The organism is Acinetobacter sp. ACNIH2 (genome assembly GCF_002934965.1).
Taxonomy (GTDB): Bacteria; Pseudomonadota; Gammaproteobacteria; order Pseudomonadales; family Moraxellaceae; genus Acinetobacter; species Acinetobacter tandoii.
This window is the reverse complement of the sequence record NZ_CP026412.1, coordinates 1,865,222-1,888,967: the sequence shown is the minus strand read 5'-3', so window position 1 is coordinate 1,888,967 and position 23,746 is coordinate 1,865,222. Positions and strand designations below refer to the sequence as shown.

Annotated in this window: 34 protein-coding genes and 1 pseudogene; 5 read left to right on the top strand and 30 right to left on the bottom strand. The window is 42.4% G+C overall.

Features of this window, described 5'->3' with window-relative positions; translation table 11 throughout:
• Positions 1-13: 13 nt before the first annotated feature.
• The 4 genes from C3F34_RS08860 to C3F34_RS08845 are packed head-to-tail and all read left to right on the top strand — an operon-like array spanning position 14 to position 3,709.
• Positions 14-2,071 (top strand): M3 family metallopeptidase, encoded by a 2,058-nt coding sequence (locus C3F34_RS08860; RefSeq protein WP_171284959.1) that lies wholly within the window; start codon positions 14-16, stop codon positions 2,069-2,071.
• A gap of 38 nt (positions 2,072-2,109) precedes the next feature.
• Positions 2,110-2,316 carry a YheV family putative metal-binding protein gene (locus tag C3F34_RS08855; protein WP_016168574.1) on the top strand — a complete coding sequence of 69 codons (207 nt, stop codon included), beginning with the start codon at positions 2,110-2,112 and terminating at the stop codon, positions 2,314-2,316.
• A 16-nt stretch (positions 2,317-2,332) separates the two neighbouring features.
• Positions 2,333-2,776: a hypothetical protein gene (locus tag C3F34_RS08850; RefSeq protein WP_044739613.1), complete on the top strand. Its 444-nt coding sequence runs from the start codon at positions 2,333-2,335 to the stop codon at positions 2,774-2,776.
• Between the two features lie 57 nt (positions 2,777-2,833).
• A complete protein-coding gene (locus C3F34_RS08845; protein WP_104442322.1) occupies positions 2,834-3,709 on the top strand; it encodes a DMT family transporter in 876 nt (291 codons plus the stop codon).
• 36 nt (positions 3,710-3,745) lie between these two features.
• Here C3F34_RS08845 and C3F34_RS08840 read toward each other — a convergent pair whose 3' ends face one another.
• The 5 genes from C3F34_RS08840 to C3F34_RS08820 form a co-directional block, all read right to left on the bottom strand.
• Entirely contained in the window at positions 3,746-6,031 is a 2,286-nt protein-coding gene (locus C3F34_RS08840) for a TRAP transporter large permease subunit (RefSeq protein ID WP_044739614.1), read from the bottom strand.
• Positions 6,032-6,193: 162 nt separating this feature from the next.
• A complete protein-coding gene (gene rrtA, locus C3F34_RS08835) occupies positions 6,194-6,775 on the bottom strand; it encodes a rhombosortase (RefSeq protein ID WP_044739615.1) in 582 nt (193 codons plus the stop codon).
• Positions 6,776-6,833: 58 nt separating this feature from the next.
• Entirely contained in the window at positions 6,834-7,898 is a 1,065-nt protein-coding gene (locus C3F34_RS08830) for a hypothetical protein (RefSeq protein WP_044739616.1), read from the bottom strand.
• Between the two features lie 517 nt (positions 7,899-8,415).
• Entirely contained in the window at positions 8,416-8,799 is a 384-nt protein-coding gene (locus tag C3F34_RS08825) for a hypothetical protein (RefSeq protein ID WP_044739617.1), read from the bottom strand.
• Positions 8,792-9,049, bottom strand: a complete 258-nt coding sequence (locus C3F34_RS08820; protein ID WP_016168582.1) for a succinate dehydrogenase assembly factor 2 — start codon at positions 9,047-9,049, stop codon at positions 8,792-8,794. The genes C3F34_RS08825 and C3F34_RS08820 overlap by 8 nt, the downstream gene beginning before the upstream one ends.
• A gap of 184 nt (positions 9,050-9,233) precedes the next feature.
• Between C3F34_RS08820 and C3F34_RS08815 the strand changes: the two genes are divergently transcribed.
• Entirely contained in the window at positions 9,234-10,406 is a 1,173-nt protein-coding gene (locus tag C3F34_RS08815) for an acyl-CoA dehydrogenase family protein (RefSeq protein ID WP_104441423.1), read from the top strand.
• A 47-nt stretch (positions 10,407-10,453) separates the two neighbouring features.
• Here C3F34_RS08815 and C3F34_RS08810 read toward each other — a convergent pair whose 3' ends face one another.
• From C3F34_RS08810 to rplB, 25 genes and pseudogenes are all read right to left on the bottom strand, one after another.
• Entirely contained in the window at positions 10,454-11,944 is a 1,491-nt protein-coding gene (locus C3F34_RS08810) for a flavin-containing monooxygenase (RefSeq protein ID WP_044739619.1), read from the bottom strand.
• A gap of 195 nt (positions 11,945-12,139) precedes the next feature.
• Complete coding sequence (rplQ, locus tag C3F34_RS08805) at positions 12,140-12,505, bottom strand: 50S ribosomal protein L17 (protein WP_016168585.1); 366 nt, start codon at positions 12,503-12,505, stop codon at positions 12,140-12,142.
• 18 nt (positions 12,506-12,523) lie between these two features.
• Positions 12,524-13,531, bottom strand: a complete 1,008-nt coding sequence (locus tag C3F34_RS08800; protein WP_016168586.1) for a DNA-directed RNA polymerase subunit alpha — start codon at positions 13,529-13,531, stop codon at positions 12,524-12,526.
• 17 nt (positions 13,532-13,548) lie between these two features.
• The gene (gene rpsD, locus C3F34_RS08795) at positions 13,549-14,172 is read right to left on the bottom strand and encodes a 30S ribosomal protein S4 (protein WP_016168587.1); all 624 of its coding nucleotides are present in this window, start codon (positions 14,170-14,172) and stop codon (positions 13,549-13,551) included.
• Positions 14,173-14,184: 12 nt separating this feature from the next.
• Entirely contained in the window at positions 14,185-14,571 is a 387-nt protein-coding gene (gene rpsK, locus C3F34_RS08790; protein ID WP_004281491.1) for a 30S ribosomal protein S11, read from the bottom strand.
• A 19-nt stretch (positions 14,572-14,590) separates the two neighbouring features.
• A complete protein-coding gene (gene rpsM, locus C3F34_RS08785) occupies positions 14,591-14,947 on the bottom strand; it encodes a 30S ribosomal protein S13 (RefSeq protein WP_016168588.1) in 357 nt (118 codons plus the stop codon).
• A 107-nt stretch (positions 14,948-15,054) separates the two neighbouring features.
• Positions 15,055-15,171 (bottom strand): 50S ribosomal protein L36, encoded by a 117-nt coding sequence (rpmJ, locus tag C3F34_RS08780; RefSeq protein ID WP_000867907.1) that lies wholly within the window; start codon positions 15,169-15,171, stop codon positions 15,055-15,057.
• 20 nt (positions 15,172-15,191) lie between these two features.
• Positions 15,192-16,511 (bottom strand): preprotein translocase subunit SecY, encoded by a 1,320-nt coding sequence (secY, locus tag C3F34_RS08775; RefSeq protein ID WP_171284999.1) that lies wholly within the window; start codon positions 16,509-16,511, stop codon positions 15,192-15,194.
• A gap of 45 nt (positions 16,512-16,556) precedes the next feature.
• A complete protein-coding gene (gene rplO, locus C3F34_RS08770; protein WP_044739621.1) occupies positions 16,557-16,997 on the bottom strand; it encodes a 50S ribosomal protein L15 in 441 nt (146 codons plus the stop codon).
• Positions 16,998-17,000: 3 nt separating this feature from the next.
• Positions 17,001-17,177: a 50S ribosomal protein L30 gene (gene rpmD / locus C3F34_RS08765; protein ID WP_000849088.1), complete on the bottom strand. Its 177-nt coding sequence runs from the start codon at positions 17,175-17,177 to the stop codon at positions 17,001-17,003.
• Between the two features lie 6 nt (positions 17,178-17,183).
• Positions 17,184-17,681, bottom strand: a complete 498-nt coding sequence (gene rpsE, locus C3F34_RS08760; protein WP_004657688.1) for a 30S ribosomal protein S5 — start codon at positions 17,679-17,681, stop codon at positions 17,184-17,186.
• A gap of 2 nt (positions 17,682-17,683) precedes the next feature.
• Entirely contained in the window at positions 17,684-18,034 is a 351-nt protein-coding gene (gene rplR, locus C3F34_RS08755; protein WP_016168591.1) for a 50S ribosomal protein L18, read from the bottom strand.
• Between the two features lie 14 nt (positions 18,035-18,048).
• Entirely contained in the window at positions 18,049-18,582 is a 534-nt protein-coding gene (rplF, locus tag C3F34_RS08750) for a 50S ribosomal protein L6 (protein ID WP_016168592.1), read from the bottom strand.
• Positions 18,583-18,595: 13 nt separating this feature from the next.
• Positions 18,596-18,991 (bottom strand): 30S ribosomal protein S8, encoded by a 396-nt coding sequence (rpsH, locus tag C3F34_RS08745; RefSeq protein ID WP_044739622.1) that lies wholly within the window; start codon positions 18,989-18,991, stop codon positions 18,596-18,598.
• Between the two features lie 13 nt (positions 18,992-19,004).
• On the bottom strand, positions 19,005-19,310 hold the full coding sequence (rpsN, locus tag C3F34_RS08740; RefSeq protein ID WP_004754234.1) for a 30S ribosomal protein S14: 306 nt from the start codon (positions 19,308-19,310) through the stop codon (positions 19,005-19,007).
• Positions 19,311-19,319: 9 nt separating this feature from the next.
• A complete protein-coding gene (rplE, locus tag C3F34_RS08735) occupies positions 19,320-19,856 on the bottom strand; it encodes a 50S ribosomal protein L5 (protein WP_016168594.1) in 537 nt (178 codons plus the stop codon).
• Between the two features lie 15 nt (positions 19,857-19,871).
• Positions 19,872-20,189: a 50S ribosomal protein L24 gene (gene rplX / locus C3F34_RS08730; protein WP_044739623.1), complete on the bottom strand. Its 318-nt coding sequence runs from the start codon at positions 20,187-20,189 to the stop codon at positions 19,872-19,874.
• 9 nt (positions 20,190-20,198) lie between these two features.
• On the bottom strand, positions 20,199-20,567 hold the full coding sequence (rplN, locus tag C3F34_RS08725; RefSeq protein ID WP_001982634.1) for a 50S ribosomal protein L14: 369 nt from the start codon (positions 20,565-20,567) through the stop codon (positions 20,199-20,201).
• An 89-nt stretch (positions 20,568-20,656) separates the two neighbouring features.
• On the bottom strand, positions 20,657-20,914 hold the full coding sequence (gene rpsQ / locus C3F34_RS08720; RefSeq protein WP_016168596.1) for a 30S ribosomal protein S17: 258 nt from the start codon (positions 20,912-20,914) through the stop codon (positions 20,657-20,659).
• Entirely contained in the window at positions 20,911-21,108 is a 198-nt protein-coding gene (rpmC, locus tag C3F34_RS08715; protein WP_004650482.1) for a 50S ribosomal protein L29, read from the bottom strand. Before rpmC ends, rpsQ begins: the two co-directional genes overlap by 4 nt.
• Positions 21,108-21,521 (bottom strand): 50S ribosomal protein L16, encoded by a 414-nt coding sequence (rplP, locus tag C3F34_RS08710; RefSeq protein ID WP_016168597.1) that lies wholly within the window; start codon positions 21,519-21,521, stop codon positions 21,108-21,110. The genes rpmC and rplP overlap by 1 nt, the downstream gene beginning before the upstream one ends.
• Positions 21,461-22,280 (bottom strand): annotated as a pseudogene (rpsC, locus tag C3F34_RS08705) (30S ribosomal protein S3). The gene rplP and the pseudogene rpsC overlap by 61 nt, the downstream one beginning before the upstream one ends.
• A 1-nt stretch (position 22,281) precedes the next feature.
• Positions 22,282-22,611, bottom strand: a complete 330-nt coding sequence (rplV, locus tag C3F34_RS08700; protein WP_001982638.1) for a 50S ribosomal protein L22 — start codon at positions 22,609-22,611, stop codon at positions 22,282-22,284.
• Between the two features lie 11 nt (positions 22,612-22,622).
• A complete protein-coding gene (gene rpsS, locus C3F34_RS08695) occupies positions 22,623-22,898 on the bottom strand; it encodes a 30S ribosomal protein S19 (RefSeq protein ID WP_004641066.1) in 276 nt (91 codons plus the stop codon).
• Between the two features lie 13 nt (positions 22,899-22,911).
• Positions 22,912-23,736 carry a 50S ribosomal protein L2 gene (rplB, locus tag C3F34_RS08690; RefSeq protein WP_016168599.1) on the bottom strand — a complete coding sequence of 275 codons (825 nt, stop codon included), beginning with the start codon at positions 23,734-23,736 and terminating at the stop codon, positions 22,912-22,914.
• Positions 23,737-23,746 lie beyond the last annotated feature (10 nt).

The window sequence follows — 23,746 nt, the reverse complement described above, 5'->3', positions numbered from 1 at the left end:
GATTAAGTTTAAAATGAAATGGCGACTGCACATGCACTTAGATCAAGCAACACTACCTGTTCCTCAGTTTGATCAAATTCAACTTAGCGACTTAAAACAACAAATCGAACAAGCCATTCAACACGGTCAGCAATTTTTAGCTGAACTTACTGTCGTACCTGAACAACATGCAGCACAACTGCAAGTCTTGAGCCAAATCGATGAACTTGAAAATAACATGAGCGAATCTTGGGGAGTGTTATCCCATTTGAACGCCGTGATGAATAATACTGAAACTCGTGATGTCTATCAGTCTTTACTGCCTGCACTAAGTGAATATTACACAGCGCTTGGGCAACATACGGTGCTCTATCAGACCTATCAACAGATTCAAGATTCGACAGAATTTAATCAACTGCCTGCGGCGCAGCAAAGTGCCATCAAATTGGCATTACGTGATTTCAAACTCTCTGGTGTAGCCTTAGAAGGTGAAGCGAAAAAGCGTTATGCTGAAATCTCAGCACGTTTATCACAGTTATCTTCAGACTTCTCCAACCATGTGTTAGATGCCTCTCAGGCTTATTTCAAGCCTTTAAGCGAAGACCAACTCAAAGGTCTACCTGCCAGCAGTATTGAATTATTAAAACAATATGGTCAACAACGTGAACTTGAACAAGCAGTTGCCACTTTAGATATTCCTGCTTACTTGGCAATTATGACCTATGCAGAAGATCGTACTGTGCGCGAAGAATTATATCGTGCTTATACCACTCGCGCTTCCGATCAGGCAGAACAAGCTGAATTTGATAATACGGCGGTGATGGAAGAAATCTTGAGCCTACGTCAGGAAATGGCACAGTTGCTCGGTTTTAATAACTATGCAGAATTGTCCCTTGCGAGCAAAATGGCACCTGATGTCGACACTGTCGCCAACTTTTTAATCGAGTTGGCTGAACATGCACGTCGCCCTGCTGAGCAGGAAATTGCCGAGCTGAAAGCGATTGCACAACAAGATGGGGTTCAAATCCTAGAACCGTGGGATACAGGTTTTTACTCAGAAAAGCTTAAAGTTCAGCAATTCAATCTATCTCAGGAAGATTTAAAACCCTATTTCCCAGCACCTAAAATCATACAAGGCTTATTCAGCATTGTTGAACGCTTATATGGCATTCAAGTTGTGCAACGTGAAGCCCCTGTTTGGCATCCAGATGCACAATATTTTGAACTGGAAGATCAAGGTAAAGTGGTGGGTGGATTCTATTTTGATCTCTATGCGCGGAGTGGAAAACGCGGTGGCGCATGGATGAGTGGTTTCCGCTCACGCATGCAAACTGCACAGGGTTTACAAAAACCAATCTGCTATATGGTATGTAACTTTACTCCACCCGTTGCAGAACAAGCAGCTTTACTCACTCATGATGAAGTCACCACGCTATTTCATGAGTTTGGGCACGGCTTGCATCACATGCTGACTGAAGTGGATCATATTTCGGTGGCGGGTACTCACGGCGTGGCTTGGGATGCGGTAGAGCTGCCAAGTCAGTTTATGGAATTCTGGACATGGGACAAAGAAAGTTTAGATTTGCTTAGCGAGCATATTGAAAGCAAAAACGTGCTTCCTGAATCTTTGCTCAAAGCATTACTTGATGCGCGTTTCTTCCAGTCAGGGATGCAAACTCTTCGTCAAATCGAATTTGCCTTATTTGATCTCAACATTCACCGCACCACGCCTGCATTAAATGCAGCAGGCATTCAAACAACGTTAGATCAAATTCGTCAGAACTATGCCGTTGCCCCAACAGCATCTTATAACCGTTTCCAACATAGCTTTAGTCACATTTTCGCGGGAGGTTATGCTGCGGGCTATTATTCTTATAAATGGGCAGAAGTTTTAGCCAGTGATGCCTTTGATCGTTTCGAAAAAGAAGGTATTTTCAATACCCAGACTGGCAAAGAGTTTCGACAGTTTATTCTAGCAGTTGGCGGAAAAGATACGGCACTTGATGCATTTATCAATTTCCGCGGTCGCGAACCAAAAATAGATGCATTATTACGCCATCAGGGTTGGACGAACGCAGATAAAACCGCTTAAACTACGTCATTATTGTTCACAGGGTGTTATTAACTGACATGAAAAGACAGTTTATCGCAGGCGCAAAATGTCCTAAATGCGGAGCTTTAGATCGTGTGGTTAAAATCATCACTGTGGATGACGAGTGGATTGAATGTATAACGTGTGAATATACAGAAAAGCGCCCGACCCATGTCGAGTCTGCTGAACCTGAACATCCAGACGAAATTGGGGTCATTCAATTCAAACCTCGTCAGCCTGAATAACAACAAGGTTCAAGTCATGACGTTAGATCAAAGACAAAATTCAAAACTTTTAATGGGGATTATTGCTGGACTGGTGGTATTGGTGGCTATCTTTTTAGCTTATCAATGGATGTCGAGCCCTCAACCAAAACATGAGATTGAGCAGCAAGTTGTACATGCTCCTGCAAAACCAGTCGTTAAAGAGGCTGCTCCTGTGGTGGAAAATTCGGCTTCTACGGCGGTTGCAAATACGACGGCTGAAGCACCGATTCAATTGGTCGATGAAACCATTTTAAAACAAGATGTACCGAAAAATGCCAGCTTGGCCAAAGAAGAAATTGCCAAATTGGATGATATCCAGACACAACTGAATGAACAAGAGAAAACATTGAAAGCGCAACATACTGATGCAGATGACCTAATTGCCTTGAAAGAAGAACAAATTAAGTTACTCGAAGCACAACTCGCGCAAGCTCAATAACTTATTTCTTCAAATTCGGCTAGAATAGATCGGCTTATGATTATGCCGAATTTTCGTATGAACCTCTCCCCAACCAATCGCAATCTGGTCAAAGCGCTTGGTTTTTTAACCCTATCTGCTTTTTTATTTTCGCTGATGGGAGTATGTATTCGTTATGCTTCTCATAGCGTAGATAATCCCACCATCGTTTTTTTCCGAAACTTTATTGGCTTATTCGTCTTTCTGCCAATCATGTTCAATAAAGGATTGGGATTTTTTAAAACCACCAAAATTTGGATGCATACTTGGCGCGCAGTCGTTGGTCTGATTGCCATGTATGGCTTTTTCTATGCAATTGCTCACTTAAAACTCTCCAATGCGATGGTTTTCACCTATTCCTCGCCCATCTTTATTCCACTGATTGCATGGCTATTTTTAAAAGAAAAAATTACTCACTCCATGTTATTGGCAGCGGCAATTGGGCTAGGTGGCGTTTTGTTTGTAGCAAAGCCAGATTCAGGGCTATTTAACCAAATTTCCCTAATTGGCTTAATCGCAAGCTTTTTAGCAGCAATGGCATTTGTCACTGTGCGTGCGCTGTTCAGCACTGAACCTCCAGAACGAATTGTATTTTACTTCTGCTTCATTGGCACGCTCATTTCGATGCTGCCAATGTTTTGGTTATGGCGACCTTATACACTGTACGAACTTGGTTTTTTAATAACTGCAGGCGTATTAGCGAACATCAGTCAGATTTTTATGTCTAAAGCCTACCAATTGGCACCCGCTGGTCAGATCGGTCCTGTAAACTATATTGCCATTATTTTTGCAGGGGCTTGGGGCTATATTTTCTGGCAGGAAACTCCTGATCATTACAGTTTAATTGGCTTCAGCTTAATCTTAGCTGGCATTCTGTTTTGTAGCCCCCTATTTCAACAACGCAAGAAAACATAAAGCACCCGAAGGTGCTTTATCTGTTATTCGAATCGCTTAATGATACCAACCGAACAATTTAAATAAGTAAGGGATATAAGCAATAATAAGCATGGCAGGGAATAATACCAATAACGGTAAGATCCAACGTTCATATCGATAATAGAACGATTCATGTCGCACTTCTGCATCGGCTTCAGCCACTTCTGCATCACCAATCGACTGACGTGCCAGTAAATGATTAAGTGCCACTGGAGGAGTCACATAACCCAACTCAAAACCAATTAAGGTAATCATCCAGAAATGTACAGGATGGATACCATATTGATAGGCTACAGGAGCAACGGTTGCAGAAATTAAAATAACAGCACCAAACGGATCCATAATCATACCAACAACAATCATCAAAGCTACGATCATGGTAATAACCAAATAAATATTACCAATATCTGTTGGGAACAGGCTCATGACTTCCACCCGCTCAAGGAAACCTCCGACGCTGACTGACAGCGCCATAAGGATGACCAACGCCCCAATATGCCCAACCGTTTCACTGGTCGAAATATGCATCGCTTTCCAGAAACCCACTTGACGCATCGGGGTTAATTTTTCTGAATGCTGAACCGTATGATTGACAACCAGCTCATCTGCTGCATGTGCAGGATGAATCCCCTCTCGATATTCTGCTGTATTGAGTAAATCTGCGCCAGCCATAGCAGGTTGTGTAGACGATGCATAATTCAAATCCAACGTTTCATCCCAATGCCCTACAGCTTGAATCGGCGCTGGTTCATGGCGTAACTTATCGAATAACACCATAACCAATAGAATGATTGGCATCATGACTGGGGCTGTGAATTCATTCAAATCTGTCGATAACGCATATTTATAAAACAGCCAGATCAGTACAAAAATTAAAATATAAGGCAAGACCGGTGCAATCGCACGCACCGACTTTGGAGCAGCAATATTCAAGGGTGCGATACGAAACTTCTGTTCTGCGAGGAACAAAGACACCACTAAAAACAGCGTTGATGTGAGCAAAAAGGTATAACTACCATATTGATACAACCAGTCTGTGGTGACTTCTTTATTGAGTGATGCGACTACGACAATCAACAAACATGGTCTTAATACCACCCCTAAAGAACCTGACATGGCTGTTGCAGCCAAAGCAAATTGGCGACGTCCACCTGCATTCCAGACTTCTTTATAAATGATTGCTCCTGCGGCAATCACGAAAATCCCCGATGCACCAGTGTAAGCTGTTGGTAATGCTGCTGCGATCAGAATGAGCCAAGTTAAAGTCTCAGGTGCCAGATTCCATGGACGTAAAATATTCAGGAATAAATCCACAATTCGAGTTTGCTTTAACAGCATCCCTGCCCAGATAAAGAGCGCAAGATTTAGGAAGATACTGGAAAACTCGACCAATTGTCCTAAGTAAATCCCTTGCCCCATCGGGTAATCCATGAAGAAAGTAAAGGCAACTCCTGTGATGACCGCCATATAGGCATATAAAGGGACACTCAAAAATGCCATGCTCAAGCGCCCACCCTCTTGAGTCGGCTGGGGTTGTTTCACGACTTGGAATAAACTAATGACTGTCAACACACCAAATAAAATGATCCACATCCAATAAATACTGAACATTTCACCTGTCATTGGGACACCCGAGTTTTGTACAGAGTGATACTGACTTAAACTAGAGGCCGCCAGGAAACCATTTGCCAGCAACATAAAAAGGCTATAAACCCGAAAATCAATTTTGGTTGTCGGGCTACGTAAGCCAATATGGTGCGTTTTTAAAGTTGCACTGATTGCCGCAAATACCACCATCAATACCAACAAAATGGCGCGATTCTCGCTACCAAATTTAAACACACCAAAGAACGTCGTTTCCACGGTACGGTAGGTTCTTAAGGTTGGATGTGCCTGCATATGTTGCATTGCTTTATCATAAAACTGATATTTTTCTTCACATAAATTTCGTGCCGCAATAATCGAGGCTCTGACATCTGACTCAGATGCTGTACCAAAAATATCAGCAAATTCATCAGCTGCATTGGTTTTCATTTGTGTTTGAACCAAAGCATCCACATTCGGATTTCGGTCACAATCGGGTTTGCTTGGCTCAGCTCTCAAAAAAGAATATTGCATGCCCTTGTCAGGGTCACCATATAGGCTTTCACCCATCCGCAATAATTGTCCATGAATCATTTCACCTGTGCCAATAATCAGTGTCAAAACCAGTAACACCAAAATCACAAAGGCAGAGATCCATTCTGTCCAAATATATTTAAACAGGTCTAATCCAGACCGTTTCTGTCCTGCATCATACATATGTGTTCCTATTTTTATTTTACTCATCATCAATGATGATGTAGAGATCCTCTATGAACAGAACATCTCCATATTCTGTTCTATCTTTATTTTTCAACTTCACTCTGCATGACTTTCAGATTGAAAAAAATGACTGCTTTTATTTTCTTTCTGCTTAAAATGTCAACTCTTTGGCTGAAGTGACTGTAAATGAAAAGGAAAATAGACGGCAGCTAATAGCATGCCCCAGAGTGCACCAAGTAAATGGGCTTCAATCAGAACAGGACTTCCTATCAATTCTGCGGTGCTGGTGTTGCCTATTGTATTTTCCCAAATTAACTTCAGCACAATTAACCCCAACACGCCCGCAGCAAACTTACGTTCATGTGCATAAGTTAAATGGACAAGCGCGACCGCAACATAAGCACCATGCAATACACCTGAAAGCCCAGCATAAGCTTCAATGTCAGGAAAAGCATAATAGAAACTTAAGCTAATACACACTGGAAGCACTAGCAGTAATGCAGCCAATTGCCAAACTCGGACATGAGGAAAAATAAAAGGAAAACAAGCAAATGCAAGCATATTCAGCAAATAATGTATCCATCCGACATGCACCCAATGTGCCGTCCAAAGACGCCAGAATTGCTCTAACAAATCTGGGCGCCAGTAGATAAAATAGTCTGCAAAAATCTGTAAACAGGCAGATATTGAGGCAACTCCTGCAATAAAAACCACCTTTCGAACAAAATATGGGACATTCATCAGTATCTCCCTCGATCTCTCAGCAAATCCTTTGCTTCATTCTGTTTCACGCCACAGCCTATTCTTTTGCAGTACTTGCAGCATCCTCCGAGGCATTAAATAAATCATCCAGACCCGAGCTAACGTCCTGTTCATCCCAGAATTGCTGCATACCATCATCGGCTGTACGTTTGCCTGTGTGTTCTGTCCAGTAGCGGTCTGAAATACCTTGCACCATACTCGCCGCCATACTATCAATCAACTTGAACTGAGGATTAACAGGCTTTTCATCTGAACGCGCTGCAACGAAATGTTTTAAAGCATCACGAATTTTGGCATCATCGCCACTGGCTTGTGCTGCTACCGCATATAGGGCATGAGATAAGCGTACACCTTTTTGCTCACCAATTTGCATGGATTGTTTTAGGGTTTGGTATGGATCTGGTTTACCATCTCCCGCCCCTGGCAGTAAGGTCCAAATGGCCGCACGTGTTGCTTCTGGTGCACCCCAGAACTTTTCATTGTTCAAGCAAACCATCCCGCGCTCTACAATTGCTGCGATATCTTTCGGTACATTCACCGAACCTCCTGCATTAATGTCATTGGTCATGGCTTGTACGCCACTGAGCAAACCCAGCAAATACACGGTCTGATCAATGTCACTTTTCATTTTTGGGCAACTCTCACCCAATTCTTGCTTATACTTGGCTTGCCAGCGCTTCTCTAAGAGTTGATAACCTGCATATTGCCGCTGTGCCGCTACAGCCGACCAACGTTTTTGCTCAATACGCGCATCTTGTGCTTCTGTGACTTGTCCTGCTTTAGACGCACGCAAATAACGGAGTTCAGCATCGAGTGCTCTGTTTTCGGCACATGTGCCCGCAGCAGAATAGAGTAAAATTGCAATACGTGTCGGGTCTGCCCCCATCTCTTGGGTCGACATAATTGCAGGTGTTAACGCATTCCCCGAATTACACACCATATCCGCATCTTCCATGGCTAAAATGGGCGGAACAATATGCTTTTCGCTAAATCCTAAAGCGACATTCGCGCCAGATTTCACTACATGTGAACATCCTGTAAGTACACTTGTTGTAATCATTAAAATCGCCATACCTTGGCCAATTTTCTGGACTTGTGACATCTTCCTGTCCTCTATATTTTTTGTTTGTGTCCTTCGCAGTAAACATAGCAGAAGCTATTTTCGAAGAAAAGAGTATTTACCCTAATTCAAAGGATTACTTTGCCATGAAAAATAAAGAGAAAAATTGACTCTAGCGGCAGGATTATTAAATTTTGGGCAAAAAAAAGTAGCATTGCGACGGTTCAGCACATGCTACCTATTAAATGAACGCCCAATGGGCTTTATGTTTGTGCAAATCGATCCTTCAGCACAGTTCCTAAACGTCCTATAACAATTGCCAAGACAATCGCTACCATTAGAAACGACCACGTTGGAAAAATCATACTGATCTCCTCGTTCGCTGTTTGGTGGTTTTAATGTACAGAGAAAACACAAATGTATCTGCAAAAATTGTCTAACAATTTATACTTTATGCCAATAAATTTATTTTTTGTCTAACAACGCATCAATGGATTAATATTAAATATTTGTTTTTTATATTTTAATTAATTTAATAAAATTATTAACTGTCTAACAATTAGAACATTTTTGCCAACAATTTCAGTTTTTTCCACTCCACAAGCGTTAGTTGGTCATACCAGATGACATAACTACAAGATGACTGCTGTTGGAAATAAAGCACAATATAAAAATGATGATCAACCACTCGCCTGAGCCGCATGTGCTTTACAGCTTGATCTGTAGACTGAATGGACCATTCATCAGCCGAAAATGCTTGAAAATAATGCAGTGTAGAGCGCTTAAATTGCATCCACCATGAAAATAGCAAAATAATCAAAATAACAACTGCCAACCAAACGGGCAGTAAAACTGAAACTAAACATTGAATAAGAAGCAACAAACCTATTTGAAACACAATCGCCATGCGACTGCGTTTCAAATAATATGCAGTATTAGCCATGAACGTAATGCTTTAATTTAAGAATAAACGTCTTAATTTCAGCACGCGGCGGTTCGCCGACTTCCATAAACCAATCGAGTAAATCAGGGTCTTCTTGTTCAACTAATTCTGCAAATAACGCTTTTTCTTCAGGAGATGCAGCTAAATAATAATTTCGAACATATGGGTCAAAATACACATCAATTTCCTTTAAACCGCGACGCGCACGATAAATCACTTTGCGTTCTTCAAGCGTCATTTCTTCGCTCATTGTATTTCCCCTAGACCAAACAGAAGTGCCTTAGTTTAACCGAATCATTGGCGAAATTTCGAGACATTTCCCCTGAATGACCAAATCTACCATTTTTTTCATGGAATTGAGCATTGCTCACATTGCCCAAGTCACAACAGATCTTTTAAGTTCAACCTCACAATGATAATTAAAGGACATCATCATGCAATCTGGAGCCATTCGCCCACTGCCCCACATGCTACCAAGTCAACTGTTCAATGCGGAACATGAAGCCTTCCGTGACACCGTACGGAAATTTTATACTCAAGAAGTTATCCCCAATACTGAAAAATATGAACAACAACAACATGTTGATCGGGACTTATGGACTAAGGCAGGACATTTAGGCTTACTCTGTGCTACCATGCCCGAAGCGTATGGTGGTTCTGGTGTCGACCGCCTATACAGCATGATCCTGATTGAAGAACAAGCTTATGCGATGGACTCTGCAACAGGGTTTTCACTACATTCGGACATTGTCGCTAATTATATTCTGAACTTTGGAAATGAAGCACAAAAGCAGCATTGGCTCCCTAAAATGGCGACAGGTGAAGTGGTCACCGCGATTGCAATGACCGAACCAGGTACAGGCTCTGATTTGCAAGCGATAAAAACTACAGCAGTCCTTGATGGTGATGAATATATAATTAATGGCTCCAAAATTTTTATTACCAATGGCTATTTGTGCGACATGGTAATTGTCGTCTGTAAAACAGGCAACAGTGATAAAGGCTCTGCCAATTTATCACTTATTATTGTTGAAGCTGATCGTGTCGGTTTTAGTAAAGGCAAGCCACTGCATAAAATCGGCATGAAAGGGCAAGATACTTGCGAGTTGTTCTTTGATAATGTTCGTGTACCCAAGCAAAATCTACTTGGCGCCGAGGGAATGGGCTTTATAATGCTGATGAAAGAATTGGCATGGGAACGCATGTTAGTTGCTATTATCTGCCAAGCTGGTGCCGAGGCAGCATTTGCACATACTGTTAAATATACGAAAGAACGACAGGCCTTTGGTAAGAGCATTTCCAGTTTTCAAAATACTCGCTTTAAATTAGCTGAACTCAGAACTGAAATCGATTTCTGTCGTACCTACCTTGATCGCTGTATGCAGTTACAACTCACAGAAAACTTAGGTGTCGATGCCGCAGCAGCTGCAAAATACAAAATTTCAGAGATGTTTTCTAAAGTGGTCGATGAGTGCTTACAACTGCATGGGGGATATGGCTATATGTTGGAATATCCAATTGCACGGGCGTATATCGATAACCGCGCCAATCGCATTTATGCAGGCACCAATGAAATTATGAAAGAGCTAATTTCACGAACTTTATAACATTATAAAAAAAGGAGCTTAATGCTCCTTTTTGATTACTTCATAGCTCAAGAGACCAATTTAGGCTTACGTTGATCGTGCGGTAATGCTTTCTTAAACTTTAATACAGCATCTTCGAAAGTTGCATTTTTTAACTCCTTACGATCCGCCAAATAGTTATTGGTAACTTTCCATGGTGCGTGCTTGCCTTGTTTTGGCATCACATTCGCTGCGCGGGCAATATAACCAGAAGTTAAACTCCCCATCACCGTATCTTCAAGTCGTTCTGTTTGATCACCCTGTGGGATCACCTCTACATAACCCTTTTGATCCATATAATTGATCAAACGACAAATATAATCAGCCGCAATATCCACCTTTAAAGTCCATGAAGCATTAATATAACCAATAATCATCGCCATATTCGGTACATCACTTACCATCACCCCTTGATAGAGCATATGTTTTGAGGTATCAATTGGCTGACCATCCAGTGTTGCCTTGAGACCACCTAAAATTTGAATATCCAAGCCTGTCGCTGAAACAATAATATCTGCGTCAAGATGTTTACCCGACTTTAACAAAACCCCATTTTCAGTAAATCGCTCAATTAAATCGGTCTCTACACTGGCTTGACCAGAACGTAAAATTTTAAACAAATCACCATCAGGCACGACACATAAACGCTGATCCCAAGGATTATAACTTGGGGTAAAGTGCTTCATATCGACTTTACCTTTCAGTTGCAACTCAATTGATTTTAATAGCAATTTACGCAAGAGCTTTGGTTGCTTTTGTGCCAATGCATAAATACCACGCTGCATCCCGATATTACGTGCACGAGTCAATTTATACGCAAGGTCTTCAGGTAAAATTTTACGCATTTTATTATAAAGAATATCAACTGAAGGAACTGACGCGATATAAGTCGGTGAACGTTGTAGCATCGTCACATGCCCTGCTCCACCTTTTGCCATGGCTGGGACTAAAGTGATTGCTGTAGCACCACTCCCAATAATAAGCACCTTTTTTCCACGATAATCTAGATTTTCTGGCCAATGTTGGGGATGAATAAACTCACCTTTGAACTCAAGCTGATTCGGAAATTTCGGTTGATAGCCATGTTCATAATTATAATAACCCGTACAACCTAAAATAAAATTGGCCACCCAAGTCTGCTTCTTTTGATGATCATCTTCAATTTCAACCACCCACTTTTGAATACTTGAATCATAATTGGCAGAAATGACATTGTGTTTAAAATGAATTTTAGAAGCAAGTTGATATTCTTCTACTACTTCTGCCAGATAGCCTTTGATTGCAGCTCCGTCAGCCAATACACTAGATTGCTGCCAAGGTTTGAAATTATAACCAAAGGTAGACATATCAGAATCAGAACGGATACCAGGATATTTGAACAGATCCCATGTTCCGCCAATACTCTCACGTCGTTCAATAATTTCATAAGAACGATTTGGATTATTCTTAGATAAATGAGCAGCTAGACCAATCCCTGAAATACCTGCACCAATAATCAATATATCAATTTGCTTTTCCATGTTGTTTTTATAACCTGACTGATAATTCCATTTTATTAAAACACAAATCTGACAATGATCAATGTCAAGTTAAGTAAATTCAGATAGAAATCATGTCATTTCAGGACAAAAGTAAATATTGTCAAACAAAAGACAATAAAAAAGGTCGGTTAAAAACCGACCTTTTTTTAAGAACAACTGAGTTATCCTGCGAAATTAGTTAACTTCGCGATCTACTAGTTCAACGTAAGCCATCGGTGCAGCATCACCTGCACGGAAGCCCGCTTTAAGAACACGTAGATAACCGCCGTTACGTTCTTTGTAACGAGGGCCAAGAACGGTAAATAATTTACCAACAGTTGCTGCTGAACGAGTACGAGCAAACGCCAAACGACGGTTTGCAACAGTATCGTTTTTAGCTAAAGTGATTAAAGGCTCAGCAACGCGGCGTAATTCTTTAGCTTTAGGAACAGTAGTTTTAATTAACTCGTGTTCGAACAAAGAATTAGCCAAGTTTTGGAACATCGCTTTACGATGACTGCTTGTACGGCCTAATTTCACACCACTATTACGATGACGCATGGTGATAGTCCTACTTAATTAACGGCTACGATAGGCGAAACGATCGTCCATACGGAGACTAGCTGGTGGCCAGTTCTCTAAACGCATGCCGAGCTGTAAGCCTTTAGAAGCCAGAACATCTTTGATCTCAGTAAGCGATTTTTTACCAAGGTTAGGAGTTTTAAGTAACTCAACCTCAGTGCGCTGTACAAGATCACCAATGTAGTAAATATTTTCTGCTTTTAAACAATTCGCAGAACGAACAGTAAGCTCTAGATCATCTACTGGACGAAGCAAAATTGGATCAACTTCTTCACGAGGTTCTTGAGCAACAGGAGCTTGATCTTTCTGAAGGTCAACAAAAATTGCAATTTGTTGTTGCAAAATTGTCGCCGCTTTGCGGATTGCTTCTTCAGGATCAACTGTACCGTTGGTCTCAAGATCAATGATCAGTTTATCAAGGTCAGTACGTTGTTCTACACGCGCATTTTCTACGATGTAAGACACACGTTTGATTGGGCTATAAGAAGCATCTAACTGTAAACGACCCACTGGGCGAGTTTCGCCTTCTGGGAAACGTGAATCAGAAGTTTCATAACCACGGCCTTGAGCAACTTTAAGGCGCATTTTTAATGAACCAGTTGCACTTAATGTACCGATCAAGTGTTCAGGGTTAACCACTTCAACATTATGAGGTAAACGAAGGTCAGCAGCAGTAACATCGCCAGGACCTTGTTTCTCTAATGTCAAATAAGCTTCATTTTGATCGAACAGCTTAATAGACAATCCTTTTAGGTTCAGCAAGAGCTCGACGATGTCCTGCTGCAAGCCTTCCAAAGTACTGTACTCGTGCTCAACACCCTCAATTTCAACTTCAACCACAGCTGCGCCAGGTAAAGAAGAAAGAAGGATGCGACGTAAAGCATTACCAAGAGTATGACCAAAGCCACGCTCTAAGGGTTCTAGAATAACTTTTGCCGAGGTCCCGCTAACCGCTTCGACCTTGATCGCTTGCGGAGTTAGAAACTCATTTGCAGTACGCGTCATTATTGCTACCTCAAGGATTATTTAGAATACAATTCTACAATCAAGCTTTCGTTGATTTCAGCAGGTAAATCAGAACGATCTGGTGCAGCTTTAAATGTACCTTCCAACTTAGAATGGTCAATTTCCATCCAAGAAGGAATACCACGTTGAGCAGCTAATTCAACTGCGTTTTTAATACGCAATTGTTGCTTAGCGCCTTCGTGAACTGCAATCACGTCACCAGCTTTAACTTGGATAGACGCAATGTTAACACGACGACCATTTAAAGTGATAGAACGGTGAGATACAAGCTGACGAGCTTCTGCACGTGTAGAACCAAAACCCATGCGATAAACAACGTTATCTAGACGGCTTTCAAGCAATTTCAACAAGTTTTCACCTGTTGCGCCTTTAACACGAGCAGCTTCTTTATAGTAGTTACTAAATTGACGCTCTAAAACACCGTACATACGACGTACTTTTTGTTTTTCACGTAATTGTAGTGAATACTCAGATTGTTTTGCACGGCTTTGACCATGTTGGCCAGGAGCTTTAGCATGTTTTTTAGTCTTAACGTCAAATGGTTTAACGCCAGATTTTAATTGCAGGTCTGTCCCTTCGCGGCGAGAGAGTTTGCATTTTGGACCAATATAACGAGCCATGAATGTTTCTCCTTACACGCGACGTTTTTTAGGTGGACGGCAACCGTTGTGCGGAATTGGAGTCACATCGGTAATGCTGTTAATTTTATAACCCACTGCACCTAATGCACGAACCGCAGACTCACGACCAGGACCAGGACCTTTTACAAGGACGTCCAAGTTTTTCAAACCGTAATCTAAAGCAGCTTTACCAGCAACTTCAGCAGCTACCTGAGCAGCGAACGGAGTTGATTTACGTGATCCACGGAAGCCTTGTCCACCTGAAGTAGCCCAAGCCAATGCATTACCTTGACGATCAGTGATCGTTACAATGGTGTTATTAAAAGAAGCGTGAATGTGTGCGACACCTTCAGAGACGGTACGAGTGACCTTCTTGCGTGCGCGAGTATCTTTAGCCATCTTTTAGCTTCCAGAAATCTTATTTCTTAATAGGTTTGCGCGGACCTTTACGGGTACGTGCGTTAGTTTTGGTGCGTTGTCCGCGGACAGGCAAGCTGCGACGATGACGAAGACCGCGGTAGCAGCCTAAATCCATTAAACGTTTAATGTTCATGGAAATTTCGCGACGTAAATCACCTTCGGTTGGAACCTTGGTAACTTCTGCACGAATCGCATCAAGCTGAGCATCATCTAATTCACGAATCTTTGTTGTTGGAGCGATACCAACAGCAGCCAAGATATTCTTAGCAGTGTGGCGACCAATACCAAAGATATAAGTGAGAGAGATAACAGCATGCTTGTTATCCGGAATGTTTACACCGGCAATACGAGCCATTCAATTTTCTCCAAAAAGGCAGTAGAGATAATCAACCGCCCCACAAAAATCTTGAGGGGCGGATAATAACCTAATTAGCCTACTGAAATCAACAGGTCTTGATCAGATTAACCTTGACGCTGCTTATGACGAGGTTCTGCGCTGCAAATTACGCGAATAACCCCATTACGACGGATAACTTTACAGCTACCACAAATTTTCTTTACAGAAGCTTGTACTTTCATGATGAAACCTCTAAGTGCGCTTATCCCTTCGGATGAGCAGTCGTTTTTCTCATTAACGTTTGATTATCGTATTGATGAGATGTGAGATGTGCTTGCAATTGCGCCATGAAATCCATAACAACAACAACAACAATTAGCAAAGATGTACCACCCAGATAGAATGGAATACCAAAAGAACTTTGCAAAATCATTGGCATTAAACACACGATCGCAATATAAATCGCACCAATAAACGTCAAACGATTGAGAATATGATCTAAATAACGAGCAGTTTGCTCACCTGGGCGAATACCAGGCACATAAGCTCCGCTGCGTTTTAAGTTTTCTGATACTTCTTTAGGACTAAATACTAGCGCCGTATAAAAATAACAGAAAAAGATAATTAACGCACCAAAGAGCACCAAATACAACGGCTGTCCAGGCGACAATAAAAGAGCCAAATCTTGAAGACTGCGTTTGATTATACCTGCACTCGGATCTGAGCTACCTACCCACTGTCCTAAACTCGCTGGAAACAAAAGCAAAGAACTGGCAAAGATTGCTGGGATTACACCTGCCATATTAATTTTTAATGGCAAATGCGTTTGTTGTGCAGTAAATACACGACGACCTTGTTGTTTTTGAGCATAATTTACTGGAATACGACGCTGCGCTTTCTCAATAAACACAATTGCTGCTAATACACCGAGAGACAATAAGCCAAAAATAACCAAGCCAATCAGACTAGTTTGACCATTATCTACTGATGAAATAGATTGCATAATTAAATTAGGCAATCCAGCAACAATACCAGCGAAAATGATCATGGAAATACCATTACCCACTCCGCGTTCGGTAATTTGTTCACCCAACCACATTAAGAACATAGTACCTGCAACCAGTGAGGTTACAGCAGGAACATAGAAGGCTAAACCAGCTGAAAGGGTAATCCCTTGACTGATCAAACCTGCGCACATCCCAGTTGCTTGCACCAAAGCTAAAAGCAACGTACCTTGACGTGTATATTGGTTAATCTTACGCTTCCCTTGCTCTCCCTCTTTTTTCAAAGCTTCGAGTGATGGAATCACAGTCGACATTAACTGCACAATAATTGATGCAGAAATATACGGCATAATCCCCAAGGCAAGAATTGACATTCTTTCTAAAGCACCACCTGAAAACATATTAAACAAACCAAGGATTGTGCCCTGGTTTGCATTAAAAAGGTTTTCAAGTGCAGCATTATTAATGCCCGGTACTGGAATATGCGCTCCTAGTCGAAAAACCAACAATGCACCGAAGAGAAATGTCATTCGGCGAATAATTTCACGATATTTCACGTAAAATGGTTGCCCTTTCATCATGTGAACATGACCTGAAGAACTAGGAGACATAGACACTCGCGATTACTCCTCGACTTTGCCGCCAGCAGCTTCAACAGCAGCTTTAGCGCCTTTAGTCAATGCAACACCTTGTACAGTGAATGCACGAGTAATTTCACCAGAAAGTACGATACGAGCACGAAGCATATCTTTACGTACAACATTCGCCGCTTTTAAAGTTTCAAGTGAAATAATATCACCTTCAACTTTAGCAAGCTCTGATAAACGTACTTCAGCAGTTTTTAGAGCGATTTGGCTAGTGAAACCGAATTTAGGTAAACGACGATATAACGCAGTTTGACCGCCTTCAAAGCCTGGACGAGTACCACCACTTTTACGTGAGTTTTGACCTTTGATACCACGACCACCAGTCTTACCTACGCCAGAGCCAATACCACGGCCTAGACGAAGATTATCACGCTTCGCACCTTCTGCAGGTGCAAGTTCATTTAAACGCAGAGTCATGGCTTATTCCTCTACACTAACCATATAGTAGACTTTGTTGATCATACCGCGGTTAGAAGGCGTATCTTGCACTTCTACAGTATGACCAATACGACGCAGACCTAAACCTTGTAAACAAAGCTTGTGATTTTTCAAGCGATGAGAAGAAGATTTAGTCTGGGTAACTTTAATCGTTTTCATGATTGATTACCCTTGAATTTGTTCTACAGAAAGACCACGTTTAGCAGCTACTTTCTCTGGAGAAGTCATATCACGCAAACCTTTGAAAGTTGCATTTACAACGTTCGCAGCATTTGTAGAACCGTAACATTTAGCAAGTACGTTATGTACACCTGCAGCTTCAAGAACGGCACGCATAGCGCCACCAGCGATTACGCCAGTACCTTCAGAAGCAGGTTGCATGTACACACGGCTTGCACCATGACGTGCATTCACAGGGTGTTGTAAAGTAGTACCAGCAAGGTCTACAGTAATCATGTTACGACGTGCAGCTTCAAGTGCTTTAGAAATAGCAGCTGGAACTTCACGCGCTTTACCACGACCAAAACCTACACGACCGTTACCATCACCCACAACAGTTAATGCTGTGAAAGAGAAGATACGACCACCCTTAACAACTTTGGCTACACGATCAACGGCAACCAGCTTTTCAACAAGACCTTCGTTTTGTTCAACTTTAGCCATGATTAGAACTCCAAGCCGTTTTCACGAGCAGCATCAGCCAAGGCTTTGATACGACCATGATATTTAAAACCAGAACGGTCAAATGCAACTTTAGTAATACCAGCTGCTTTAGCACGTTCTGCGATTAAAGCACCTACTTTAGTCGCTGCTTCAATATTACCAGTTGCACCAGCACGTAAAGTAGCATCTAAAGTTGAAGCTTGCGCTAAAACTTTGCCACCATCTGCTGAGATAACTTGAGCATAGATGTGACGCGGAGTGCGGTTTACACACAAACGAGTCGCACCCAATGCACGAATGTGCAAGCGTGTGCTTTTCGCACGACGCAAACGGGATTGTTTCTTTTCGTTCATAAGAACCTCGCGCCTTATTTCTTCTTAGCTTCTTTACGAAGTACAACTTCGTCAGAATAACGAACACCTTTACCTTTATAAGGCTCTGGCGGACGGTAACCACGGATATCCGCAGCAACTTGACCTAAACGTGCTTTATCAGCAGATTTAAGGATAATTTCAGTTGCTGTAGGAGTTTCAGCAGTTACACCTTCAGGAAGCGTATAGTCGATCGGGTGAGAGAAACCAAGGTTAAGGTTAACAACGTTACCTTTAACCGCAGCTTTATAACCAACACCGATAAGTTGTAACTTACGTTCGAAGCCTTCGCTAACACCTTTTACAAGGTTGTTAAGAACAGCGCGAGCAGTACCAGCTTGCATCCAAGCGTCTTTCGACTCAGCTTTTGGAGCAACAGCTACAATACCGTCTTCCTGTTTAAGCTCGACCAGCGCATGCAGGTTGAAAGACAATGTACCTTTACTGCCTTTCACTTCGACCTGCCGGCCGTTCTGAGTAACTGTAACACCGTTAGGTACAGTTACTGGGGCTTTAGCCACACGAGACATGAGGAATCACCTATTAAGAAACAAAAGCAATAACTTCACCACCAACGCCTGCAGCACGTGCAGCGCGATCAGTCATGATGCCTTTGCTTGTAGAAACAATTGCAATACCTAAACCTTGCTTAACGCTCGGAAGTGCATCTTTACCGCGATATTGGCGAAGACCTGGACGGCTTACGCGCTTCACAGTTTCGATAACTGGCTTGCCTTCGAAATATTTTAAAGTGATGGTCAAAGTAGCTTTGCCTTCAACGTCAGCAACTTCTACGTTTGAAACATAACCTTCTTGTTGAAGTACGTTAGCAATTGCAACCTTCAACTTAGAATTAGGCATAGAAACTGCTTGTTTCTTAGCCATTTGTGCGTTACGAACACGAGTTAACATGTCGGCAACGGTATCTTGCATACTCATTTATAGTCGCTCCTTACCAGCTTGCCTTAACAACGCCCGGTACATCACCTTGCATTACTGTGTCACGTAATTTGTTACGGCTTAAACCGAACTTACGGAAGTAACCATGAGGACGACCAGTTAAACCACAACGGTTACGAAGACGCACTGGAGACGCATTACGTGGTAATGCTTGTAACTTCATCATCGCTTCGAAACGCTCTTCGTCGCTTGCATTTACATTTGCAATCGTAGCTTTTAATTCAGCACGTTTTGCAGCAAATTTAGCAACTGTCTTTTCGCGTTTCAATTCGCGATTAATCATACCTTTCTTAGCCATATCGACCTCTTATTTGAACGGGAAGCCGAATGCACGCATAAGCGCACGGCCTTCGTCATCGGTGCGAGCAGTCGTAGTAACAGTAATATCCATACCACGAATACGATCAATCTTATCGAAATCGATTTCAGGGAAAACGATTTGCTCTTTAAGACCCATAGAGTAGTTACCACGACCATCAAATGATTTCGAAGAGAAACCACGGAAGTCACGGATACGAGGGATTGCAATAGAGATCAAACGGTCTAAGAATTCGTACATGCGTTCGCCGCGTAAAGTAACTTTACAACCGATCGGCCAACCATCACGGATTTTGAAACCAGCGATTGATTTACGAGCTAATGTAAGCACTGGTTTTTGACCAGCAATTGCTTGCATATCAGCAAGAGCACCATCAAGGAGTTTCTTGTCAGCAGCTGCTGCACCAACACCCATATTGATCGTGATTTTAGTGATGCGAGGAATATCCATCACATTTTTAACGCCTAAAGTCTCTTGTAACTGAGCTTTAAGTTCGTCATTGTAACGCGTTTTAAGTCTGGCCATTGCCTTCTCAACCTATTACTTCGCTACCGCCACTGATTCACCATTTGATTTGTAAACGCGAGTTTTCACGCCTTCAATCACTTGGTAACCAACACGGTCAGCCTTTTGGGTTGTAGCATTAAAAATTGCCACATTAGAGATATGAAGCGAAGCTTCTTGTGTAACGATAGCGCCTTCAGCACCTGTTGCACGGTTCGGCTTTTGATGCTTCTTAACCAAGTTAAGGCCTTCAACCATAACACGGTCATTAGAAACAGACAGAACAGTACCCTGTTTGCCTTTTTCCTTACCTGCGATCACAATTACTTGATCGCCTTTTTTAATCTTAGCCATGATTGCCTCTTATAGAACTTCAGGAGCCAATGAAATGATTTTCATGAACTGTTCAGTACGAAGTTCACGAGTCACTGGTCCGAAAATACGAGTTGCAATCGGCGCTTTGTTGTTGTTCAAAATAACAGCTGCGTTATCGTCGAAACGAATCACAGAACCATCTGGACGACGGATACCGAATTTTGTACGAACTACAACAGCATTCATCACGTCACCTTTTTTAACACGTGCGCGCGGAATAGCTTCTTTTACAGTAACTTTAATAATATCGCCAACTGAAGCATAACGACGATGCGAACCACCAAGTACTTTAATACATTGTACGCGGCGGGCACCACTGTTGTCTGCTACGTCGAGCATAGTTTCGGTTTGAATCATTGCCCTACTCCAAAACCGTGCATCACCGGTCGCAATTTCGAAAGGCTCAAAGAGTACTCGAAATTGACCGATGATGCAAGAACGTTTAATTACTCAGCAGCAGCTTCAACAACTTCAACTAATGTCCAAGACTTAGTTTTAGAAATTGGGCGGCTTTCTTTGATTGTCACAACGTCGCCTAATTTAGCTGTGTTGTTCTCATCATGAGCATGTAATTTAGTTGAACGGCGGATTGATTTGCCATACAACGGGTGTTGAACACGACGTTCGATAAGCACAACAATAGACTTGTCCATTTTGTCACTTACGACTTTGCCGGTTAACGTGCGGACTGTTTTTTCACTCATTGTCCGTTCCCCTGTTTTTCGGTAAGGAGGGTCTTAATACGAGCAATAGTTTTACGAGTAAGCGCAACTTCGTGCGATTTACCCAATTGACCAGTTGCTTTAGCCATACGAAGACGGAATTGGTTAAGCTGTTGCTCATCAAGCAAAGCTGTCAACTCTTCTACCGACTTTTCACGTAGATCTTTAGTTTTCATTACATTACCGTCCGAGTCACGATAGTGGTTTTAAACGGAAGTTTAGCAGCAGCAAGCGTAAATGCTTCACGTGCCAATTCTTCGTTCACACCTTCCATTTCGTACAGGATCTTACCTGGTTTGATTTCACAAACCCAGTACTCCACATTACCTTTACCGTTACCCATACGAACTTCTAATGGCTTTTCAGTAATTGGTTTGTCTGGGAATACACGAATAAAGATCTTACCACCACGCTTAACACGACGGCTAATGGTACGACGCGCAGCTTCAATTTGACGTGAAGTCATACGACCACGTTCAGTTGCTTTAAGCGCGATTGAACCAAATGATACTGTACTACCACGGTGCGCTAGACCAGTGTTACGGCCTTTTTGCACTTTACGGAATTTGGTACGTTTAGGTAGCAACATGGATTATTCTCCCTTGTCAGCAGCACGGTCATTACGACGTCCACGACGTTGCTCTTGACCTTCACCACGACCACGACCACGTTTAGCTGGACGCTCTTCAGCTGGAGCTGGGTTCATGACTTGTTTCATGCCACCCAAGATCTCGCCACGGAAGATCCAAACTTTAACACCAATCGTACCGTAAGTCGTTTCAGCACGCATAGTTGAGTAGTCGATGTCCGCACGAAGCGTATGTAAAGGTACACGACCTTCACGATACCATTCTGTACGAGCGATCTCTGCACCACCTAAACGGCCAGAAACTTCAACTTTGATACCTTTAGCACCAGCACGCATCGTATTTTGAACCGCACGCTTCATAGCACGACGGAACATAACACGCTTTTCTAATTGAGAAGCAATTGCTTCAGCAACTAAACGAGCGTCTAAGTCTGGGCGATCGATTTCGTTGATGCTTACTTGCGCTGGAACACCCATAATGCTGGTAAGTTCGCGCTGTAATTTTTCAATGTCTTCGCCTTTTTTACCGATAACGATACCAGGACGAGCAGTGCTAATAGTTACTTTAGCAGCGCCTGTTGGACGTTCGATAAGAATATTGCTGATCATTGCATTCTTAAGTTTTTTAGTTAAAAACTCACGAACTTGCAAATCTTTAAGCAAGTATTCAGCGTATTGTTTCGGATTCGCATACCAGTTAGCGTTATGACGTTTCACAACACCTAGGCGGATACCGATTGGATGAACCTTCTGACCCATATCAAACCCCTACCTTAACGGTGATGTGACAAGTACGCTTAGTAATACGATCTGCACGGCCTTTAGCACGTGGCATAATACGTTTAAGGCTCATGCCTTCATCAACGTAAATCGTAGAAACTTTAAGGTCGTCTACATCTAAACTGTTATTGTGTTCAGCATTCGCAATTGCAGATTCCAATGCTTTTTTAACTAAAACTGCAGCTTTTTTGTTGCTGAAGTTTAAGATATTAAGCGCGTGAGCAACTGATTTGCCACGGATAAGATCTGCAACCAAACGAGCTTTCTGTGCCGAGATAGCGGCACCGCGTAATTTAGCAGTTACTTCCATCATAGCACCTATTAACGTTTAGACTTCTTGTCAACACCGTGACCACGATAGGTACGAGTTGGCGCGAATTCACCTAGTTTGTGACCAACCATGTGTTCAGTAACAATTACTGGAACGTGGTTACGGCCATTATGTACAGAGATTGTTAAACCAACAAAATCCGGGAGGATCATCGAACGACGTGACCAAGTCTTGATCGGCTTACGGTTGTTAGCAGCAATAGCCGCTTCAACTTTAGCGAACAAGTGCGCATCGACGAATGGACCTTTTTTCAATGAACGAGGCATTAATCAGATTCCTTTACTTGACGCGACGATCGCGAATAATCATCTTAGTCGTACGCTTGTTGGTACGTGTCTTGTACCCTTTAGCTTTTTGACCCCATGGGCTTACAGGTTGAATACCTTTGTTACGCCCTTCACCACCACCGTGTGGGTGGTCAACTGGGTTCATCGCCATACCACGAACGGTAGGACGAACACCACGCCAGCGTGCTGCACCAGCTTTACCTAGTGAACGAAGGTTGTTTTCTTGGTTAGAAACTTCACCCAACACAGCGCGACATTCAACATGAACTTTACGCATTTCACCAGAACGAAGACGGATGATTGCATAAGAACCGTCACGACCCAACAACTGAACAGAAGCACCAGCAGAACGAGCTAATTGCGCGCCTTTACCGATTTTAAGTTCGATGTTGTGAAGTGTAGAACCGATAGGCATATTGCGAAGTGGCAAGCAGTTACCTGGACGAATTGGAGCATCGTTACCAGATTGTACTTTATCGCCAGCACGCAAACCTTTAGGTGCGATGATATAACGACGCTCACCGTCAGCATACTTCAACAAAGCGATGTGTGCAGTACGGTTAGGATCGTATTCGATACGTTCAACTACAGCAGGAATACCATCTTTGTTACGTTTAAAGTCAACAAGACGGTAGTGCTGCTTGTGACCGCCACCAACGTGACGAGTCGTGATGTGACCGTTGTTGTTACGACCACCAGTACGTTTTTTAGCTTCAACCAACGGAGCATACGGAGCGCCTTTGTGAAGATGGTCGTGAACGACTTTCTCTACAAAGCGACGTCCAGGAGACGTTGGCTTACATTTTTGAATCGGCATAATTTTCGTC

What these genes read in the sequence shown, in the direction of transcription:
- C3F34_RS08860 (WP_171284959.1), top strand. Translation starts at nt 14, where the DNA reads ATGAAATGGCGACTGCACATGCACTTAGATCAAGCAACACTACCTGTT.
- C3F34_RS08855 (WP_016168574.1), top strand. Translation starts at nt 2,110, where the DNA reads ATGAAAAGACAGTTTATCGCAGGCGCAAAATGTCCTAAATGCGGAGCT.
- C3F34_RS08850 (WP_044739613.1), top strand. Translation starts at nt 2,333, where the DNA reads ATGACGTTAGATCAAAGACAAAATTCAAAACTTTTAATGGGGATTATT.
- C3F34_RS08845 (WP_104442322.1), top strand. Translation starts at nt 2,834, where the DNA reads ATGAACCTCTCCCCAACCAATCGCAATCTGGTCAAAGCGCTTGGTTTT.
- C3F34_RS08840 (WP_044739614.1), bottom strand. Translation starts at nt 6,031, where the DNA reads ATGTATGATGCAGGACAGAAACGGTCTGGATTAGACCTGTTTAAATAT.
- rrtA (WP_044739615.1), bottom strand. Translation starts at nt 6,775, where the DNA reads ATGAATGTCCCATATTTTGTTCGAAAGGTGGTTTTTATTGCAGGAGTT.
- C3F34_RS08830 (WP_044739616.1), bottom strand. Translation starts at nt 7,898, where the DNA reads ATGTCACAAGTCCAGAAAATTGGCCAAGGTATGGCGATTTTAATGATT.
- C3F34_RS08825 (WP_044739617.1), bottom strand. Translation starts at nt 8,799, where the DNA reads ATGGCTAATACTGCATATTATTTGAAACGCAGTCGCATGGCGATTGTG.
- C3F34_RS08820 (WP_016168582.1), bottom strand. Translation starts at nt 9,049, where the DNA reads ATGAGCGAAGAAATGACGCTTGAAGAACGCAAAGTGATTTATCGTGCG.
- C3F34_RS08815 (WP_104441423.1), top strand. Translation starts at nt 9,234, where the DNA reads ATGCAATCTGGAGCCATTCGCCCACTGCCCCACATGCTACCAAGTCAA.
- C3F34_RS08810 (WP_044739619.1), bottom strand. Translation starts at nt 11,944, where the DNA reads ATGGAAAAGCAAATTGATATATTGATTATTGGTGCAGGTATTTCAGGG.
- rplQ (WP_016168585.1), bottom strand. Translation starts at nt 12,505, where the DNA reads ATGCGTCATCGTAATAGTGGTGTGAAATTAGGCCGTACAAGCAGTCAT.
- C3F34_RS08800 (WP_016168586.1), bottom strand. Translation starts at nt 13,531, where the DNA reads ATGACGCGTACTGCAAATGAGTTTCTAACTCCGCAAGCGATCAAGGTC.
- rpsD (WP_016168587.1), bottom strand. Translation starts at nt 14,172, where the DNA reads ATGGCTCGTTATATTGGTCCAAAATGCAAACTCTCTCGCCGCGAAGGG.
- rpsK (WP_004281491.1), bottom strand. Translation starts at nt 14,571, where the DNA reads ATGGCTAAAGATACTCGCGCACGCAAGAAGGTCACTCGTACCGTCTCT.
- rpsM (WP_016168588.1), bottom strand. Translation starts at nt 14,947, where the DNA reads ATGGCTCGTATTGCCGGTGTAAACATTCCGGATAACAAGCATGCTGTT.
- rpmJ (WP_000867907.1), bottom strand. Translation starts at nt 15,171, where the DNA reads ATGAAAGTACAAGCTTCTGTAAAGAAAATTTGTGGTAGCTGTAAAGTT.
- secY (WP_171284999.1), bottom strand. Translation starts at nt 16,511, where the DNA reads ATGAAAGGGCAACCATTTTACGTGAAATATCGTGAAATTATTCGCCGA.
- rplO (WP_044739621.1), bottom strand. Translation starts at nt 16,997, where the DNA reads ATGACTCTGCGTTTAAATGAACTTGCACCTGCAGAAGGTGCGAAGCGT.
- rpmD (WP_000849088.1), bottom strand. Translation starts at nt 17,177, where the DNA reads ATGAAAACGATTAAAGTTACCCAGACTAAATCTTCTTCTCATCGCTTG.
- rpsE (WP_004657688.1), bottom strand. Translation starts at nt 17,681, where the DNA reads ATGGCTAAAGTTGAACAAAACGAAGGTCTTGTTGAAAAGCTGGTTGCC.
- rplR (WP_016168591.1), bottom strand. Translation starts at nt 18,034, where the DNA reads ATGAACGAAAAGAAACAATCCCGTTTGCGTCGTGCGAAAAGCACACGC.
- rplF (WP_016168592.1), bottom strand. Translation starts at nt 18,582, where the DNA reads ATGTCTCGTGTGGCTAAAGCCCCAGTAACTGTACCTAACGGTGTTACA.
- rpsH (WP_044739622.1), bottom strand. Translation starts at nt 18,991, where the DNA reads ATGAGTATGCAAGATACCGTTGCCGACATGTTAACTCGTGTTCGTAAC.
- rpsN (WP_004754234.1), bottom strand. Translation starts at nt 19,310, where the DNA reads ATGGCTAAGAAAGGTATGATTAATCGCGAATTGAAACGCGAAAAGACA.
- rplE (WP_016168594.1), bottom strand. Translation starts at nt 19,856, where the DNA reads ATGGCCAGACTTAAAACGCGTTACAATGACGAACTTAAAGCTCAGTTA.
- rplX (WP_044739623.1), bottom strand. Translation starts at nt 20,189, where the DNA reads ATGGCTAAGATTAAAAAAGGCGATCAAGTAATTGTGATCGCAGGTAAG.
- rplN (WP_001982634.1), bottom strand. Translation starts at nt 20,567, where the DNA reads ATGATTCAAACCGAAACTATGCTCGACGTAGCAGACAACAGTGGTGCC.
- rpsQ (WP_016168596.1), bottom strand. Translation starts at nt 20,914, where the DNA reads ATGAGTGAAAAAACAGTCCGCACGTTAACCGGCAAAGTCGTAAGTGAC.
- rpmC (WP_004650482.1), bottom strand. Translation starts at nt 21,108, where the DNA reads ATGAAAACTAAAGATCTACGTGAAAAGTCGGTAGAAGAGTTGACAGCT.
- rplP (WP_016168597.1), bottom strand. Translation starts at nt 21,521, where the DNA reads ATGTTGCTACCTAAACGTACCAAATTCCGTAAAGTGCAAAAAGGCCGT.
- rplV (WP_001982638.1), bottom strand. Translation starts at nt 22,611, where the DNA reads ATGGAAGTAACTGCTAAATTACGCGGTGCCGCTATCTCGGCACAGAAA.
- rpsS (WP_004641066.1), bottom strand. Translation starts at nt 22,898, where the DNA reads ATGCCTCGTTCATTGAAAAAAGGTCCATTCGTCGATGCGCACTTGTTC.
- rplB (WP_016168599.1), bottom strand. Translation starts at nt 23,736, where the DNA reads ATGCCGATTCAAAAATGTAAGCCAACGTCTCCTGGACGTCGCTTTGTA.